General features: G+C 51.2%; 20 protein-coding genes. 11 read left to right on the top strand and 9 right to left on the bottom strand.

Going from position 1 to position 16,967, the window contains the following annotated elements:
• Positions 1 to 2: 2 nt before the first annotated feature.
• The 7 genes from L1S32_RS01770 to L1S32_RS01800 all read right to left on the bottom strand — a co-directional run bounded on the left by L1S32_RS01770 (position 3) and on the right by L1S32_RS01800 (position 6,066).
• On the bottom strand, positions 3 to 347 hold the full coding sequence (locus L1S32_RS01770) for an Lrp/AsnC family transcriptional regulator (RefSeq protein WP_278155665.1): 345 nt from the start codon (positions 345 to 347) through the stop codon (positions 3 to 5).
• Positions 348 to 359: 12 nt separating this feature from the next.
• On the bottom strand, positions 360 to 596 hold the full coding sequence (locus L1S32_RS01775; RefSeq protein ID WP_278155666.1) for an LSM domain-containing protein: 237 nt from the start codon (positions 594 to 596) through the stop codon (positions 360 to 362).
• A 131-nt stretch (positions 597 to 727) separates the two neighbouring features.
• Positions 728 to 1,627: a class 1 fructose-bisphosphatase gene (locus L1S32_RS01780; RefSeq protein ID WP_278155667.1), complete on the bottom strand. Its 900-nt coding sequence runs from the start codon at positions 1,625 to 1,627 to the stop codon at positions 728 to 730.
• A gap of 82 nt (positions 1,628 to 1,709) precedes the next feature.
• Complete coding sequence (locus L1S32_RS01785) at positions 1,710 to 2,147, bottom strand: Hsp20/alpha crystallin family protein (RefSeq protein ID WP_278155668.1); 438 nt, start codon at positions 2,145 to 2,147, stop codon at positions 1,710 to 1,712.
• A 27-nt stretch (positions 2,148 to 2,174) separates the two neighbouring features.
• Complete coding sequence (locus L1S32_RS01790) at positions 2,175 to 4,643, bottom strand: CDC48 family AAA ATPase (protein ID WP_278155669.1); 2,469 nt, start codon at positions 4,641 to 4,643, stop codon at positions 2,175 to 2,177.
• Between the two features lie 141 nt (positions 4,644 to 4,784).
• On the bottom strand, positions 4,785 to 5,078 hold the full coding sequence (locus tag L1S32_RS01795; protein ID WP_278155670.1) for a 5-formyltetrahydrofolate cyclo-ligase: 294 nt from the start codon (positions 5,076 to 5,078) through the stop codon (positions 4,785 to 4,787).
• Positions 5,079 to 5,448: 370 nt separating this feature from the next.
• On the bottom strand, positions 5,449 to 6,066 hold the full coding sequence (locus L1S32_RS01800; RefSeq protein WP_278155671.1) for a type I 3-dehydroquinate dehydratase: 618 nt from the start codon (positions 6,064 to 6,066) through the stop codon (positions 5,449 to 5,451).
• 135 nt (positions 6,067 to 6,201) lie between these two features.
• On the opposite strand from L1S32_RS01800, the gene L1S32_RS01805 reads away from it, so the two are divergent.
• The 10 genes from L1S32_RS01805 to L1S32_RS01850 all read left to right on the top strand — a co-directional run bounded on the left by L1S32_RS01805 (position 6,202) and on the right by L1S32_RS01850 (position 15,062).
• Complete coding sequence (locus L1S32_RS01805; RefSeq protein WP_278155672.1) at positions 6,202 to 6,963, top strand: anaerobic ribonucleoside-triphosphate reductase activating protein; 762 nt, start codon at positions 6,202 to 6,204, stop codon at positions 6,961 to 6,963.
• Positions 6,964 to 6,982: 19 nt separating this feature from the next.
• Positions 6,983 to 7,534 (top strand): AAA family ATPase, encoded by a 552-nt coding sequence (locus tag L1S32_RS01810; RefSeq protein WP_278155673.1) that lies wholly within the window; start codon positions 6,983 to 6,985, stop codon positions 7,532 to 7,534.
• Complete coding sequence (locus tag L1S32_RS01815; RefSeq protein WP_278155674.1) at positions 7,531 to 8,304, top strand: sugar phosphate isomerase/epimerase; 774 nt, start codon at positions 7,531 to 7,533, stop codon at positions 8,302 to 8,304. The genes L1S32_RS01810 and L1S32_RS01815 overlap by 4 nt, the downstream gene beginning before the upstream one ends.
• Positions 8,292 to 9,239 carry a ribonuclease Z gene (locus L1S32_RS01820; protein ID WP_278155675.1) on the top strand — a complete coding sequence of 316 codons (948 nt, stop codon included), beginning with the start codon at positions 8,292 to 8,294 and terminating at the stop codon, positions 9,237 to 9,239. The genes L1S32_RS01815 and L1S32_RS01820 overlap by 13 nt, the downstream gene beginning before the upstream one ends.
• Before the next feature lie 22 nt (positions 9,240 to 9,261).
• Positions 9,262 to 10,464, top strand: coding sequence for a magnesium transporter (locus L1S32_RS01825; protein WP_278155676.1), 1,203 nt, complete (start codon positions 9,262 to 9,264; stop codon positions 10,462 to 10,464).
• Between the two features lie 55 nt (positions 10,465 to 10,519).
• Positions 10,520 to 11,704, top strand: a complete 1,185-nt coding sequence (locus L1S32_RS01830; RefSeq protein ID WP_278155677.1) for a potassium channel family protein — start codon at positions 10,520 to 10,522, stop codon at positions 11,702 to 11,704.
• A gap of 54 nt (positions 11,705 to 11,758) precedes the next feature.
• Positions 11,759 to 13,594 (top strand): OB-fold nucleic acid binding domain-containing protein, encoded by a 1,836-nt coding sequence (locus tag L1S32_RS01835; protein ID WP_278155678.1) that lies wholly within the window; start codon positions 11,759 to 11,761, stop codon positions 13,592 to 13,594.
• 203 nt (positions 13,595 to 13,797) lie between these two features.
• The gene (locus L1S32_RS01840; protein ID WP_278155679.1) at positions 13,798 to 14,049 is read left to right on the top strand and encodes a hypothetical protein; all 252 of its coding nucleotides are present in this window, start codon (positions 13,798 to 13,800) and stop codon (positions 14,047 to 14,049) included.
• A 117-nt stretch (positions 14,050 to 14,166) separates the two neighbouring features.
• The gene (locus tag L1S32_RS01845) at positions 14,167 to 14,379 is read left to right on the top strand and encodes a hypothetical protein (RefSeq protein WP_278155680.1); all 213 of its coding nucleotides are present in this window, start codon (positions 14,167 to 14,169) and stop codon (positions 14,377 to 14,379) included.
• A gap of 80 nt (positions 14,380 to 14,459) precedes the next feature.
• Positions 14,460 to 15,062: a hypothetical protein gene (locus L1S32_RS01850; protein ID WP_278155681.1), complete on the top strand. Its 603-nt coding sequence runs from the start codon at positions 14,460 to 14,462 to the stop codon at positions 15,060 to 15,062.
• Positions 15,063 to 15,091: 29 nt separating this feature from the next.
• Here the strand turns inward: L1S32_RS01850 and L1S32_RS01855 are convergent, their stop codons facing one another.
• Positions 15,092 to 15,781: a hypothetical protein gene (locus tag L1S32_RS01855; protein WP_278155682.1), complete on the bottom strand. Its 690-nt coding sequence runs from the start codon at positions 15,779 to 15,781 to the stop codon at positions 15,092 to 15,094.
• Positions 15,782 to 15,892: 111 nt separating this feature from the next.
• Here L1S32_RS01855 and L1S32_RS01860 point away from each other — a divergent pair, with 111 nt between their 5' ends.
• Positions 15,893 to 16,156, top strand: a complete 264-nt coding sequence (locus L1S32_RS01860; protein ID WP_278155683.1) for a hypothetical protein — start codon at positions 15,893 to 15,895, stop codon at positions 16,154 to 16,156.
• Here L1S32_RS01860 and L1S32_RS01865 read toward each other — a convergent pair whose 3' ends face one another.
• The gene (locus L1S32_RS01865; protein WP_278155684.1) at positions 16,157 to 16,960 is read right to left on the bottom strand and encodes a protein-glutamate O-methyltransferase CheR; all 804 of its coding nucleotides are present in this window, start codon (positions 16,958 to 16,960) and stop codon (positions 16,157 to 16,159) included.
• Between the last annotated feature and the right edge of the window lie 7 nt (positions 16,961 to 16,967).

Below are 16,967 nucleotides of genomic sequence, written 5' to 3' on the forward strand. Positions count from 1 at the left end.
TTCTATTTTTCTTCGTACTCCTCGATAGCAAGCTGATACATCCAGTCGAGGAGCAAGGGGCAGACAAGCACTTCGCATTCTTCTTCACAGCAGATGCAGGGGAGAAGTTCCCCCCCCGCAATCAGAAGCGCCGGGTCTACTGCAGGTTTTTTTGCTTTCAGGAGATAGGTCCGTTGTCCTTCTCTCCGGTATTCAATCCGTTCTACTTTTCCGTCGTCAAGGAGTGCTTTTATGATCCGTGAGCATTTTCTGCTGTCGATTTCAAGCAGCTTCCATAGTTCACTCTGTAGAACTCCCTCCGGATGTGACTGGATTTCCCTGAGTGCTTTTTCTGCAAGGTCTGTCATATTACGTGCCTTTCAGAGTACGGGTGCAATGGTCAGAATGTTGCTTCCTCTGATAACAACAGTCCCAAGCGTCCTTCCTCTCTGGCCGTTTGTATATTCACTCGTCTGGTCCATCTGAATATTGAGGTGCTCATCCACTGCGACAAGCCGCCCCTGAAGCATCCGCTCGTCGTCCTTTATTTCAACAGTAATCTGAGAATCCACGAGAGCGAATACCTTTTTGATCGGGAGGACAATACTGTTTACCATCTTCATTTAAGTGGTGTTATACTATAGTTAAACTTTTCTTTGGACTGTGTGGGAGGATGAGAGAAATCTCTCTTCTGCCCCCCATCCGCGGCCCCGGCTATTCGATGGAATTGCCTGAAGAGCAGATGGCATCAGCATCCTTTCATGCAGGATTCTGCTGATTCAATGATGCTTTTGCTCCCCACGTAAATCGGTGTACGGTGATCCGGCTTCTCCGGCACGACGGTGAGGAGATCCTGTTTCCCGTCACTGATTGCTCCGCCTGCCTGTTTTGCAATGAAACCGATTGGGTTTGCTTCAAAGACCAGCCTGAGTTTTCCTTCGGGTTTTCCTTGGGCTGCCGGGTAGCAGTAGACGCCGCCATAGGTCAGTATCTGGTGGAAATCAGCGACAAATGAACCGGAATATCTTAGTTTTCCGCCTTTCTGCTCGCAGAGCGTGATGAAATCCTGGTGGGCCGAGAGCCATTCATTCCGGATGCCGCCGCTTCCGAAGAGTTTGCCCTCAGGCATCTGAATGTTCTCTTTCAGGAGCACAAAGAGGCCCTCTGAGTTTAAAGCAAAGGTGTTTACGCCATTTCCTGTCGTTATTGTGAGAACCGTCATCGGCCCATAGAGCATATACATGGCAACCGCAAGGTCTTCTCCCTTCTGCAGTGCCTCCCCTCCCCGGAAGATGCCGATGATGGTGCCGACTGCGAGATTGACCTGAATCAGGGACGATCCGTCGAGGGGGTCCATTACGACCGCATAATCACCAAATGCATCGGGGAATTTGACGATGTCTGCCTGTTCCTCTGAAGCAATTGCCTTTACAAAACCGGATTTTCCCAGAACAGAGATGAGGTGACTGTCTGCCCATTTATCGAGGGCTGCCTGTTCTTCCCCATAGGTGTTCTCGGTTCCCGCATATGTCTGGTTGTCGATGAATGCATCCCGGATGGGAATGGACTGGTACGCGATGAGCTCAATGAGGTCTTTGAGCGGTTCCTCACATGGAGTGTCATCAAGGTATTGCCGCAGGGTCTTCATGCATCGTGATATATCTTCAGTGGTAATTATCCGTTCCTCTCTTTTCGGCGGTTATGCCTCATATCCGGGTGTCTTCATTCGGTCATTCTTTTTCGTTTCTTATCCCTTCTTTTTTGTAGGTGAACTCAATTACGCCGTTTTTGTAGGTCTGAGTGAGGGAGTCCGGCGCCGCCTCATCAATCGGGTATGCCGCGCGGTAGATTACTTTATCTGCACGTGCCGCGAGGTAGAGCACCCTTCCGTAAATGGCATAGCGTATATCTTCCCGGGCTGTGCCCGGAAGATCTGCCGTGATTGTCACGATACCGCTGTGTTCATACCGTTCTGATACCGGTTCGCGTATATCGGGTTTCTGCCAGCCTTGCTGAGTCTCTGTTTCATTATCTGTCGGTACACTTGCTGCAGCGATGATGATACTGATCTCACCCGGGAGCATCTCACCTGTCTTCATTGCCTCTTCAAAGAGCCTGCGTATCAGTTCTGCGTACTGATTCACCCGCTCGTCCGGTTCTTCTGCCATTTAATTCACGTTTTTTTTGTTCTGGGATCAGGATTCAAGAAGCCGTTCAAGAGTCTCTGTCTGCTCCTTAATTGCTGGGAAATCTTTTTTCTTCCCGAATGTGGCGCTTCGGAGTGTGTTCCGTACGTTCTGGATCTCCTCATTGTCCTGGTGGCCGAATCCCGCACGGGTGAGCATAGATCCTGCCTTTTCCAGGACTGAGCGTTCCTCCTCATTGTAGAGGATGCTCCATGCAAGCCGTTCGTTCTTTTCGATGGCTTCCCGGTCAAGGGTTGCCTTCACTTTCTTCATCGCATTCTCAAAGTGCTTCTTTGTGACGCGCACATTGGTGAGGGCGTCGGCGCGTTCAAGGTCACTCTTCTTTGCCATCGCAGTGATGAACTCCCGCATTGCACCGAGTTTTGCTTCCCTGATGAGTGCCTCGATATCCGCACCGACATACCCTTCTGTTGCCTCAACCAGTGCTTCCGTGTCAACGTCACCTGCAAGGACGGATTCATCCTCATCCAGGTATACCGCAAATATTTTCCTGCGTGAGTCTTTGTCGGGCGGGGGCACATAGACTATCCGGTCAAACCGGCCCGGGCGCATCATCGCGTCGTCAAGCATATCCGGCCGGTTCGTTGCACCAAGTATGGTGACATTGTTCAGCTCTTCGAGCCCGTCGAGTTCGGTCAGGATCTGGCTGACCACGCTCTCAGTGACGTGGGATGAACCCTCGTAACTGCCCCGCCGGGGAAGCAGTGAGTCAATCTCATCAAAGAAGATGATTGACGGTGCTGCCTGCCGTGCCTTCCGGAAGATGTCCCTGATTCCCTTCTCAGATTCGCCAACCCACTTCGAGAGGAGTTCAGGACCCTTTACGGAGATGAAGTTGCACTCGCTTTCATGGGCGACAGCCTTTGCGAGCAGGGTCTTGCCCGTGCCTGGCGGTCCGAAGAGCAGGATCCCGGCCGGCGGCCGGGTGCCCAGCCGTTCGAATATCTCAGGGTATTTCAGCGGCCATTCAACCGCTTCAGTGAGTTCAGCCTTGATGTCTTCAAGGCCACCCACATCATCCCAGGTGACGTCCGGTATCTCGACGAGCACCTCGCGCATGGCCGAGGGCTCGACATTGCTGAGCGCTGCCTCAAAGTCGCCTTTTGTCACCCGGAGGGTGTCGAGGATCTCAAGAGGGATCTCCTCATCCATCTGGATGCCTTCCATGCTCTTGCGCAGTGCATGCATCGCAGCCTCCTTCACCAGCAGCGCAATGTCTGCACCGACAAATCCGTGCGTGGATGCGGCAAATGGCTTCAGGAATTCCTTTCTTCGGCGTTCTTCATTCGTTCCCCCGTCGTCTTTTCCGGGATGCTCATCTTCCGGGAGCGTGACAGATTCAAGATCCAGCGGGACGCCGCGGCTGTGGACCTGGAATATTTCAAGCCGCCCCTTTTTATCCGGGATGCCAATCTCAATCTCCCGGTCAAACCGGCCGCCTCGCCTGAGTGCGGGGTCAATATTGTCCGGCAGATTGGTGGCGGCAATGACAATGACCTCGCCGCGGCCCTTGAGCCCGTCCATGAGTGCAAGGAGCTGGGCAACGATCCGCTGTTCAACTTCACCCTTCGTCTCTGCGCGCTTTGGTGCGATTGAATCGATTTCATCGATGAAGATGATCGTCGGTGCATTCTCCTGTGCCTCCTCGAAGACCTCCCTGAGTTTTCCCTCGGACTCTCCGTAGTACTTGCTCATGATCTCAGGGCCTGAGAGGGTGATGAAGTGTGCATCCACCTCGTTTGCAACCGCCTTTGCGATCAGGGTCTTGCCGGTGCCCGGGGGGCCGTAGAGAAGCACACCCTTGGGCGGTTCGATCCCGAGCCGCTCAAAGATCTCCGGATGGCGCAGGGGAAGTTCGATCATCTCACGCACCTGATCGAGCTCACGTCCGAGTCCGCCGATGTCCTCATAGTGGATGTCCGGCAGATCGGTTGCCTTCTTTCCTTCTTTTGGACTGTATGGTTCCTCTTTTAGCTCCACTTCTGTATTCTGGGTGACGATGCCCACGCCCTTTGGGGAGAGTTTTGTTATCACAAACGTGAGCGTGGTGCCCAGCAGGGCGACACGGAACTGCTGTCCTTCGACAACCGGGCGGCCTGCAATAATCCGTGCGAACGACTGTTCAAATCCACTGAGGCGGACAGGGTGTGTCGGCTGAATGACCACTTTCTTTGCCTCATGCACCTCGGCCTTCCGAATTTTCACCTTCTCGTCAATTCCAACCCGGGCATTTCCCCGGATATTTCCGTCAATGCGGATGATCGCCCTTCCGCGGTCTTCCGGAAATCCCGGCCAGGTGATGGCTGCAGCCTTCTCGCGGCCGCAGATTTCAATCACGTCACCGCTTCGCAATCCGAGCGTGTTCATTACGTCAGTACTGATGCGTGCAATGCCACGACCTGCGTCTTCATGTGCTGCTTCTTTTACGGTAACTTCTACGGGTGATAATGATGTCATAATGATAACCTCTGTGTGATATTTACCAATAGTAAGTGTGTGAATATATAAAAATGTTTGTGTCGTTGGCAATGTCTGGTATCCACGGCGCAGGTATGTCGGATCCTAAAAATATGGGCAAAATGTCCCTTATATCTGGTCTTATTTCTGTAAATGGTGCAAATCGCGGTGATCTGAAAAGATGGTGGCTCCTGACTCTGTCACCACTGCATTCAGCGTCTGGTCGGTTGGTTCATGAGGGATATGTTCACACTCCTGCAGTGCAAAAGCGACACCAACCGTTGGAAAATGCGTGTTTTTTGCAAGGAACCGGTCATAATATCCGGCACCATACCCGATGCGGTTGCCGTCCGTGTCAAACCCGGGGAGGGGAATCAGTGCCACCTCTCTCTCTTTTGGGTTTGCCGGAATCTCATTTCCGAGAGGTCCAGGCACATGGAAGGTGCCTGGCACCAGCACATCCACAGTCCTGATGTACGAGAGTCTGAGGCTGCAGTCTGGATTATTGGCACGATGACCTGCTTCCCTTCCCCGGGAAGTGCGGCAATGAGCGGCCGTGTGTCAACCTCCGGAGGCTTGGATGAGTAAACAAGGATTGTCTTAAAAGGCCTCAGGACATCTATGAGCTTTCGTGCTATCTCTGCACAGCAGATAGCATACTGTTCCGGTGAAATCTCCTGTCTGCGCAGACGCAGTGCATCCCGCAGTGCTTCTTTATTGGATTTGGTTGCGTTCATGGTGTTTTTGTTCCGTGTGCTTCTCAGGGTGCAGATATTTTGAAAGTCCGGAACCGGAAATCAGCTGGTTATTCAAGCAGGTGCAGTATCTCCCGCATCTCTTTGATATGGTACTGCCCCACTGCTGTCGGCGCTCCAAAATGGCAATATACCATCTCTGATCCAAAGAGGCCGGCAAGAACCCTGCCGTATCTCAGCTCTGTTCCCATAGTCCCGGTACATATTGGGCCTGAAGCAGCAACTGTGAGACTCAGCAGGCGCAGGAGGTCGTCTTTGGAACGGGGGGTCGTGATTATTTTCGGGATGTCCCCATATTCCCGGAGACTCTTCTCACAGGCCTGCAGTGTTTCCGTATCCGGCGTATCGGCCAGATGGAGGGATGCGATGACACCGGGGCCGCGCGTTTTGACCTCGCGTGCGTACACTGAAAACTGCTGTTCGATGTCAATGTATGCCGCATATCGGCACCACGGTTCAACGATGCTCCACCATTCAGCCGGACTCCCGGAGAACATCCCTCCTTCGGCACTGCTCCTGAGCGTTACAATAAAGGGTACATCGTCTCTTCGGCAGATTGTTTCCGGTTCTCCATGGAAGAGATCGATACGCAATTCAATATAATCTGCACCTGAATCGGCTGCCGCATCAATATCTGCCGGATTCGTCAGGGCTACCACTGTCTTCATGGCTGTTCAGTCAGTATGGGTTTGTGCGCGTGTGGTATTAAGTGTCGTTTCTGCACGGTAGGCGAACGGTGGCATTGAGAGAATTGAAACCTTCAAGTGAGTTTGGACCGAACATATATGATATCTGGTGGTCTGTTGAACATTAATTTTGGAGGATTTGTTCCGATAAGTACCGTTGACTGGAGAGGGCGGTCGGTCTGCACGGTATTTCTGCGGGGATGTCCGGTTCACTGCCACTATTGCCATAATCCAGAACTTCAGGGGGGTGCGGATCTTCGCACTGCAGAGGAGATTCTTGACCTGATTCAGTCCTCCCGGATGCTCATCTCCGGAGTTATTTTCTCCGGCGGCGAACCGACGATGCAGAAAGACGCATTAATTGCGCTTGCTGAAGGGTGCCGTGCGATGGGCCTGAAGGTCGGTGTCCAGACGAATGGCGTCTTTCCCGAAACTCTGGAGGAGCTTGTCAGCCGATCCCTCATCGACCTTGTTCATCTTGACCTTAAAACCCGGTGGGAACATTATCCCAAACTGCTGAAAGTGAAACCTGAGGTGACGGCAAAAGTGCAGCGCTCGCTTGCCTTCTGCCGTGAGGCATATCAGAAAGGAACGCTCTCTGAGTTTCAGGTGGTGGTCACCCTCTTCCCGGGCCGTGAAGATGATGTGGCGTATATCTCCCGGGAGGTGCCGGATGTTGACTTTGTATTGAACCAGGGTGTTTCCGGTGAACTTACGCCCCTGTCGTTTAATGAGCTGAAGGGCCTTGCAGACAAAATTCAGCGTCCTGTCCGGATACGGACACGTGAGGACGGTGAAGTCACCTATAAAAACGGGCAGATCATCATTGCTGATTCGATTGTTTTGACAGACATTCTTCAGGCCCGGCGAAAATACTGAAAAGAGGATATATATACAGATGAGAGTAATCGGAGTCGTCGGCCTTCCCGGAAGCGGAAAAGGTGAGTTTTCACGTATTGCAGGAGAACTTGATATCCCTGTTGTGGTGATGGGGGATTCCATCCGGGAATATGTCCGCACATCAGGGCAGACAATGTCAGATATCTCGATGGGTGAAGCGTCAGCACAGCTTCGTGCAGAGATGGGGCGGGATGCGATTGCACAGCTTACCATTCCGCGTGTGGAGGCGACCGTGGCAGAGGTGGTAATCATCGACGGAATACGTAGTGAAGCAGAAGTGCTTCTTTTCAGAGAGCATTTTTCCGATTTCTATCTGGTGGGTGTTGCCTGCCCCTTTGCGGTGCGGCTGGAACGAATCTTTGGCCGTGGCAGAGAGGATGATGTCGCCACAGCTGAAGAGCTGACCGCCCGTGATGAGCGCGAATGCGGCTGGGGGCTGGAAGCCGCCCTTGCGATGGCAGATGTGACCGTCACCAATGACGGGAGTATTGAGGAGTATGAGACCGCGGTACGGGCACTGCTTCACCGGTGCCTGGAGGAGGTTGCATGACGCTCTCTCTCTATTTCGCCTCATCCTCCAAGGTATGGTCATCGCCGGAGTGGGTATATGGCATCGAAGAGTGCGGGTATGACGGCTGGGAAATTTCTGCTGACGGCAATTACCGGCTGGACAACCCGAAGGCGTTTGCTGCGGTAACAGAGATTATTGAGACCACAGGGCTTTCCGTCAGTGTCCATGCGCCATTCACGGATCTCAATATCGGGTCACTGAATGATCCTATCTACCGGGAATCCATCCGCCAGATGCAGCTCTGCGTCACCAAGGCCGCAGACATAACGGATGTGGTGACGATACATCCGGGATATGTCTCACCCCACGGACGCCTGGTGCCGGATAAGGTATGGAACCTCCACAAGGAGGCCCTCCGGGAAATCGGTGCAACCGGTATCGATTGCGGGGTCCGCGTATGTCTTGAAAACATGCCGAACATTCCGGATTTCCTCTGCATGCAGGCAGATGAACACTACGGGATGATCGAAGGGGCGGACGGCATCTATGCAACGATAGATCTGGGGCATGCGAATACCACCGGGCAGGTAGGGGCCTATCTGAAACGAATCGGAACCGCAACCCATCTGCATATTCATGACAACCACGGGCGTTCGGATGAACATCTTGCCCTGGGGGCCGGCACCATTGACTGGGATGATGCCGGTGCCCGAATCAGTGCTGCATATCATGGTATCTGCGTGGTGGAAGGACGCAATCTGGATGAAGCCGCTGTGAGCAAAGAAATCTTCCGGAGGTGTTTCCGATAGCCGGAGAGACGCTTCAGGTCTACTTCCTCGGAACAGCGGGGGCGCTTCCCACCCCCTTCCGGAATCCGGCATGCATTATGATCCGGCGGGGATCAGATACCCTGCTCTTCGATTGTGGTGAGGGTGCGCAGCAGCAGATGATGCGGGCACGAACCGGGTTCACGGTCGATGCCATTTTCATCACCCACTGGCATGCAGACCATTATCTGGGGGTTCCCGGTTTGATTCATACGCTCTCGTTTATGGGCCGTACCGAGCCTCTTGTCATCTACGGGCCCCGCTGGGTGGATGGATTTGTCAACGGCATTCTGGCGCTTGCAAAGAAGCCGCCCGGATTTCATATCGAACCACGGACCCTGAATCATGGGGATGTGGTGTCATTTGACGGTTATCAGGTTCGGGCGTTCTCTGCTCAGCATGGGATTCCGGGGCTGGGGTATATCCTTGAAGAGAATTCCCGGCCCGGCAGATTTAACCGTGAGGAGGCAATCCGCCTTGGTGTGCCGGAAGGGCGCCTTTTTGGAAAACTCCAGCGCGGGGAGGATGTCACGGTCGAAGTTGACGGACACGAAACGGTCGTGACTGCAGATCAGGTGGTCGGGCCTTCGCGGTCTGGCAGGAAGGTAATTTACAGCGGTGATACCCGGCCGAATGTGCGCTCATGGCTTGGCTGGGGTATGGATGCAGACCTGTTGATTCATGATGCCACCTTTGACGGTAGTGAGACCGAACGTGCATCAGAGGTGTATCACTCAACTGCAGCGGATGCGGGGATGGTTGCAGCCCAGATTGACGCCTCCCGCCTTGCCCTCGTTCATATCAGTTCTCGATATACTAATACAACAACTCATATAGAAGATGCAGGGAAACACTATGCAGGACAGGTGTTAGCACCTGATGATCTCGAAATGATTGAGATCCCATTTAGGAGCTGATGAGAGATGACAGGGGAAGGTGATGAAACTGCAGCTGCAGATATCAAGCCGGATCCGGCTATTTCTGACTGGATTTATTGCTCTTCTTATCTGTGCGTTTGCCGCGAGCGCAGCCGGCATTTATCTCGGTTCAGTGAGTGATGTCATCTATCTTCTGCCGGGACTCATGGTCATGGTGCCTCCGTCCATTAACATGCGGGGGAGTATCTCAGGTGTGCTTGCGTCCCGGCTTTCATCATCAATGCACCTTGGGGCATTTGATGTGGAATTTTCCCGTGAGTCTGTGCTGGGATCAAATCTGAGGGCTTCGTTTTTATCAACGGTCATCATTGGCTTCTGGCTGGGGCTGATTGTCTCCGTTATCTGCCTTGTCTTTGGTATTCAGGGTCTCAGTATCATCGATTATGTGGTGATCTCTGTCGTGTCGGGTATCATCTCCGGGCTCATTGTTATGGGTATCACGCTTATTGTGGTGCTTATCAGTTACCGCTTCGGTCTGGACCTCGATATGATTGCAGCGCCTACCGTGACAACCGCCGGGGATATCGTCACCCTGCCGGTCCTTGTTCTTACCACCCTCTTCTTTGTTGCAATGGGGCCGCTCGTGCTCAATGTCCTCTTTATCATGGTTCTTCTTGTGGCAGCTGCCTGTATTGTCTATTCAGTATATCTTGATGAACCGGTCTTTGAGATAAACAGGGAAATTCTGCCGCTTCTTCTGATTCTCTCCTTTGTCGGAACACTTGCAGGGCTAACTTATACGCTTGATATCGAGCAGCTCATCGAATTTGCCGTATTTCTGATCATTATCCCGCCCTTTACCGGCCTGTGCGGATCTATAGGGGGGATTCTCTGTTCCCGGCTTGCAACCGGTATGCACATGGGTGAAATTGATGTGAAGGTTTACCCTCAGCGGTCGGTGCTGGGGCAGTTTGGCGGTTCATATCTCTATGCAGTGTTTGTCTTTCCCCTGATTGGTCTGATTGCTCAGGGAGCTTCAGGGCTGATGGGTATATCCTCACCCGGCCTTTTGGCACTCATGAGCATCTGTACGGTGTCAGGGCTTGTTGTCATAACGATTGTAAATCTTATCGCCTATGCAACAGCAGGATTATCCTTCCGGTACGGGCTTGACCCGGATAATTTTGGCATTCCCGTGATAACCAGTACAATAGATTTGGTTGGTGCGGGTATCCTGGTTGCCGTTATTAATATACTCATATAAGGATATACGATAATATTAGATACGACAAAGTGTATCATGAAAGGACTATACGCCCATGAGTGATTTAGAGTACCAGCCGGTCAGTTTTAAAGATGTACTGATTGAGATGAAGGACATCTCAGAACTGATGGTTGATCTTTCTTATTCTGCAATTCTTTTTGAAAGCCGGGAGATTGCCCAGGAAGTTATCACCCTTGAAGAACGGATGAACCAACTGGTCTACCAGGCACGGATACAGAGTATCCTCGGGTCCCGGAGGGTTGAAGAGGCTGAGGCAATGAGCGGCATGCTGCAGGTTAGTGAAGCGGCCGAAAAAATCTCAAATTCTGCGTCTGAAATTGCCACCATCATCCTGAAGGATGTGAAGTTTCCTGCAAAACTCAGAATTGCGATGCCTGATGCTGAAGAAGTTACCGAACGCGTGGTTGTTGCCAAAGAGAGCACTATTGATGGTGTGACTTTAGGCGAGCAAAAACTCCAGAGCAGAACCGGAATGCGTGTCATTGCAATCAGGCGTGGAGTGTCGTGGATTTATGACCCCGAGCGCGACACCCGGATTCTTGACGGTGATATCATCATCGCAAAAGGTCCTGAGAGCGGGATTGATCCGTTATATGACCTTTGCGGAGCAGAGATCCCGGCAAACGATGAGTTTCCGGAAGGAAGTGTTGTAACAGACCTTGACCGGGCGGTTCGTCTGATTGTCAAGATGAAGGATATCTCTGAGCTTGCCGTCGGTCTTGCCTATACATCGCTGCTCTTTAACAACAGGGAAGTGGCTGATGAGGTGGTCTCCCTTGGCACCCGGATGGATGACATGCGGTATAAACTGGATCTCTGGATTCTTGAAGCCGCGAAACGCATCTCGAATGTTGAGTATCTCCGTGGTTTGCTCTATATGTCATCATTTGCGGATAATATTACCAATGCCGCAGGTTCGATTATCGATGTCATTTTACGGGACATCGAGATTCCGCCGGTATTTAAGAAGATTGTACGTGAGTCTGATGAGATCATTTCACGGATTGAAGTTCAGGAGGGTTCTGAACTTGCCGGAAAAAGCCTGAAAGAAGCTTCGCTGAGCACGGTGTCCGGTATGGTCGTCCTTGCTGTCCGGCACAAGAATAAATGGAAATATCGTCCGAGAAAGGATGAACAGTTACGATCCGGAGATATTATCATCGCCAAAGGGCGCCGGGACGGAGAATGCCGTCTGTATGACCTCGCCCGCGGAACATGAAACGAACGTGAATATTCAAATTGCAGAACGAAATGAGCCAGAGTGTGAAATAAAATGAGTAATGGAGAAATGACTGTTTACAACCTCTCTTCCGCATGTGATGTGGGAGATGTGGAAGAAGGTAAGGTATATGTTGTGCGTGTACAGGGGTTCGCTGACTTTGGCACATTTGTGTACCTGAATGACCGGATTAAGGGTCTGATACACAAATCCAATGTGAAAACCCATCATCAGGAAGGGGAGACGGTATTCGTTCGTGTACGGCAGGTGCGCAAGAACGGCAATATCGATCTCGAGGAGATCGTCCCGACAAGGTACCGGACAGAGACAGTGGCAAAGAAACTCTCAACCATCCGGCTCAGTGACCTCCCGGATAAGGTCGGCAGGCATGTCACCATTGAAGCGGAAGTCGCCCAGATTAAGCAGACTTCAGGCCCCACGATATTCACTATCGTTGATGAGACCGGGTCAGAGGATGCTGCAGCATTCATTGAAGCGGGTGTGCGTGCCTATCCTGAGGTTGAACTTGAGGATATGGTCTCAGTCTCGGGTGAGGTCATGCTCAGGAACAACCGCCTTCAGATCGAGGTTTCAAATATGCGTGTTCTCTCCGGTGAAGAACGGGAGAATGTGGAAAAGCGTATTGCAGAGGCACTTGATCTGCGCGCTGAACCGGAAGACATCCCGTTCATGATCGAAAGCGAGGTGTTGGAACGCCTCAAACCTGAGATGCAGAAGGTAGCCAAAATAATCCGGAAGGCTATCTTTACCGCCCAGCCGATTGTGCTGCGCCACCATGCTGATGCAGATGGCATTACCGCCGCGGTCGCTGTTGAACGTGCAGTCACCTCTCTTATTCGTGAGAACGGCGGTGATCCTGACACAGAGAGCCATATGTTCAAGCGTGCTCCCTCCAAAGCCCCATTCTATGAGATTGAGGATATCACCCGTGACCTCGACTTCGCCCTGAAGGACTTTGTCAGATTTGGCCAGAAACTGCCGCTCATCGTCATGATGGACAATGGCTCCACCGAAGAGGATGAGCCGTCCTACCGGATGGCGAAGATATACGATATCCCGATTGTGGTCGTTGACCATCACCACCCCGATGAAAGCACGGATGCGTATCTCGATGCACATGTGAACCCATACCATGTCGGCGGAGACTTTGGTGTGACAGCAGGTATGCTCGGCGCTGAGCTTGCCCGCATGATCTTCCCGGGTGTGGAGAATGAGATCCGCTATTTCCCCGCAGTAGCAGCAGTGGGAGACCGGAGTGAAGCACCGGAACGCCAGCAGTATCTGGACCTTGTGGCGGGCGAATGGAGCGAGGAGCACTGCAAGAATATCGCCCTTGCTCTTGATTACGAACAGTTCTGGCTCCGGTTTAATGATGGGCGTGAAATTGTAAAGGATATCCTCGGTGTCAATGGAAACCGGGATAGACATGAGCGTCTGATTGCACTGCTCGTAAAGGAAGCAAATCTTGCTATCGAAGAGCAGCTGAGTGCGTCAATGCCGCATGTCATCGAACAGGACCTTTCAAACACTGCGAAACTCTTCATGCTGGATGTGGAAATCTATGCACACCGGTTCACCTTCCCGCCACCCGGAAAGACCTCCGGCGAAGTGCATGACATCCTCTGCAGGCGCAATGAGGGCGCACCGGTGGTGACGCTGGGTATCGGGCCCGATTTTGTTGTCATCCGGTCGCGTGGTGTTCTGATGAACATTCCGAAGATGGTGCGTGAACTCAGGGAAGAGGTAATCGGCGGCGGCGTGAACGGCGGTGGTCATCTTGTCGTTGGAAGCATAAAATTCGTTGAAGGAATGCGGGAAACCGTTATTAAGAGCCTCATAGCAAAGATTGAGGAGTTTCCTGTAGAATAATAATTTAAGGGTTATTTTAGGAAATTACCCTTCGATTTCTGATATATCCGTACATCGGATATGGCAATCAATTCTGACCTATTTTCAGTGTTTTAATCAAAAAAATCGTAAATTCTGTCTGAATAGGCCAATAAATGGCATATTTTCCAGAAACATTTATATTATAGTAATTTCTAAATGGAAATTGCTCCCGGAGTGAAACGATGAATCATAAAAACCGTATTTCTGACCGGTATACGGCAACACAGGGGAAGATCATCTCATATCTGGTGCAGGGTCTTACAGCGGGAAAACATTACTTTAAATCAAAGTACATTGCAAAAGACCTGGGTCTGTCACCGAAAGAAGTGGGTACAAACCTGGCAATTCTTTCTGATATCTGTGACGAACTTGATATCTCCCGCTGGAGTTACTCGAACAGCACTACATGGCGTGTTCTTCCGCGTTCTGCGTAATTATTCAGTAATGCTCAGGCCATGCGCCTGAATCATCCAACCCTCTTATCCTCTGTTTTCCTCTCAGGTCGGTTATTAAACCAAAGCATTAACTTGATTACGGGAAATTTCTTGTACATGGCTGATAAAATCGTGGAATTTGTATCTGATATCGAATTCGTCGCAAACATCGATGAAAATAAGGACTGTCTCATGAATCAGGGCACCCAGTCTGATGAGGTCACTGCTACAGAGGGCAATCCACTTGGCCTCTGGTATAACATTGATGTGCCCAAGGGGCACGGGCTGAAGGCCGGTGACAAAATACGGATCATAATTGAGAAGGTTTAGAGTGGCAGAAGTAAACGGGGGTATGCGCCTCTGCTATTGTCCGTGCCGAATAAAAAATAATCCGGAGGCATTATAATCCGATGACTACATCATGGCGTGCCTATGGTGCTCTCCTCTTTCTCTTTGCAGGCATCTGTATCTGCGGATGTGTTACTGATGAAGGGGCATACTCTTCGGCATTATCTTTGTATCAACATGCAGAGACGAGAATCAGTGAAATTGACTGGGATACCAGTCCGCCTGAACTCACGGATGCGAAACTTCAGGGAGCAGAAGTGGACCTGAACGAGGCCCTTGTGATTGTGGATACCCTTCAGCCGGACCCTGCATCCGGCAAACCCAGCGCTGAATATGCCCTGCGCGAACTGATTTTCGCAAAACAGGCATATGTCTCTGCTGCCCGAGATGTGTCATCTGCTCAGATGCACATCCTGAATGCAGGTGATGCAGCAGAACTCTACCAGTATGCTGACTGGTATCTTGAGATGCATGCTGCGATGGGGAATCTTGCCCTTGCAGACGCGGCACTCTCTCTTTCTGACAGCCGCATGAACGGCATTAAAATGGGCATGGTCCCGGTAGAAATGCGTTCTGATATTGCTGAGGCAAAAGGGCTGAATGCTAATTTCGCCGGGCTCATCACTTCTCTTGAACGCTCAGTTGAACTGGCCCTTGAAGAGTGAGACTCTGAAGGGTGCGGGCATCCACTTTTTTACGCTGTGTTCAGGAATGCAGTGAGTCGGCGGATTGGCGGCTGGATCCGGGCTTCACCATACTGTGCTTTTGTCGTCTCCAGGGTGAAGGCATACCCGTTCACATCCTGTGCACTTACGATGAAGTAAAATGCCTGACCTGATGCCTGGACTGTTTTTAGCACGTGTTCTTTGTAGCGCATCTGGTTGCCGGTGAGAATGGTGCCGGTTTCAGCGTCCACAAGTACCCAGGTCAGCCGGGAACTTTCCGGTTTGGTGACGGCAGTCATGCTGGCATTTATCCGCCAGAATCCAAACGGAATATGAAACGTCTCTGAAAACCCGTTGCCGGGGCCGGTATACTGTGCAAACCGGACAATCTCTCCCTGTCTCCAGATCTCAGTATTTTCCGGGTCTGACGCACCAAAATGCGTCATGTCAGCCGGAAAATCCGTGACCGGGTATCCTCCCGCGCCGCTCACATAAATCGTGTTCAGATTGGTATTTTTTGGGATATTCCATACCTGTGGTTTCCCCTGCATCGTATAGAACGGAAGTTCGCCTGCAGGACTTTTATAGGGTGAATCCGGCTGAGAATATCCGGGATTTGTGCCAATTCCGGGAATACTGTCGATACCCTGTGAGGTGACTGCGATAATGACCACAATGATGATCGCACCTGCAAAGGTGAGGATGTCTGCCCGTTTCACATCATAACCTTGTACAGCTTTTCTGATAACGTTTTGTCTGTATCTCAGGGAATGAGGCGGAATCTCAGAACGTGTATTTAAAATAATATCGGGCTGCACCTTTTGTTATCTATGGACCTGCAGGAATCACGAACCTGGATTCTCTTTTATCTGATTTCATTTGTGGTACTTCTGGTCTCTGTGTTTCTGACATCAAAAGGCGTCCTGATGGGAATCGGTCTTACCATGGTCATTGTGGTGGTTGGAATAAATCTTATGTTTATGCTCAGTCAGGTGAAAGAGTCTACAAAAAAGAAGGGCCTGATGGAGAAGGTATCTCATTTTGAGATAGATGATTCAGAGAACCCTGACGAGCTCAGGACACCGAAACACTGATCAGATACCTTTCTTCCGGTATATCTTCTGAATCGGGTTATACGGGTCATAGAGCTGTTCGACATCTCTTCCCATATATTCGGTCTTTCCCATGACATAGTAGCCGCCTTCTGCAAGTGCCGGTGCAAAAATACGTGCGAGCTCATCCTTCTGTTTTTCCGTGAAATAAATCGTCACATTCCTGCAGAGGATGATATCCAGATACTGGGTTACTGCCCGCCCGCTCATCAGGTCGTGCCGGGAGAACTTTACGAGATCCCTGAGATGCGGTTTAACCAGGAATGTTCCGTCCGGTTGTTCATCAAAATGCCTGCGGACCTGTGATTCAGAAAGGTTCTCCAGTGCTTTTTTCAGGTATATGCCTGTTTCAGCCTTTTTGAGAGCCTCTCTGTCGATGTCTGAGGCAAATATGGTCACCTGCACATCCGGGTAGAGTACTCGTGCCTCATGAATCATCAGAGCAAGGGTATAGGGCTCTTCTCCGGTTGCACAACCGGCACTCCAGATGCGGATTTTCTGTTTCCTGCGCCGGATTTCCGGGATGATGTCCCGTTTTATCAGGTCAAATACTTCCGGGTCACGCCAGAATTTTGTCACATTAATGGTGAGGGCATTCCGGAGTGCTTCCTGTTCTGTCGTGCTCGAGATGAGGAGAGAATTGTAATTGGCATATGATTCAATCTTGTTCATGCGCATTCTTGACTGAATTCTCCGCTGGAGATAATCAGGTTTGTAGTTCCCGCACTGTATGCCCAGCCTGGATTCTATTGTCCGCAGAACCGACTGGAATTCTCTGGTGTCCATTGTGATA

The sequence above is a fragment of the Methanogenium sp. S4BF genome (genome assembly GCF_029633965.1).
In the GTDB taxonomy this organism is placed as follows: domain Archaea; phylum Halobacteriota; class Methanomicrobia; order Methanomicrobiales; family Methanomicrobiaceae; genus Methanogenium.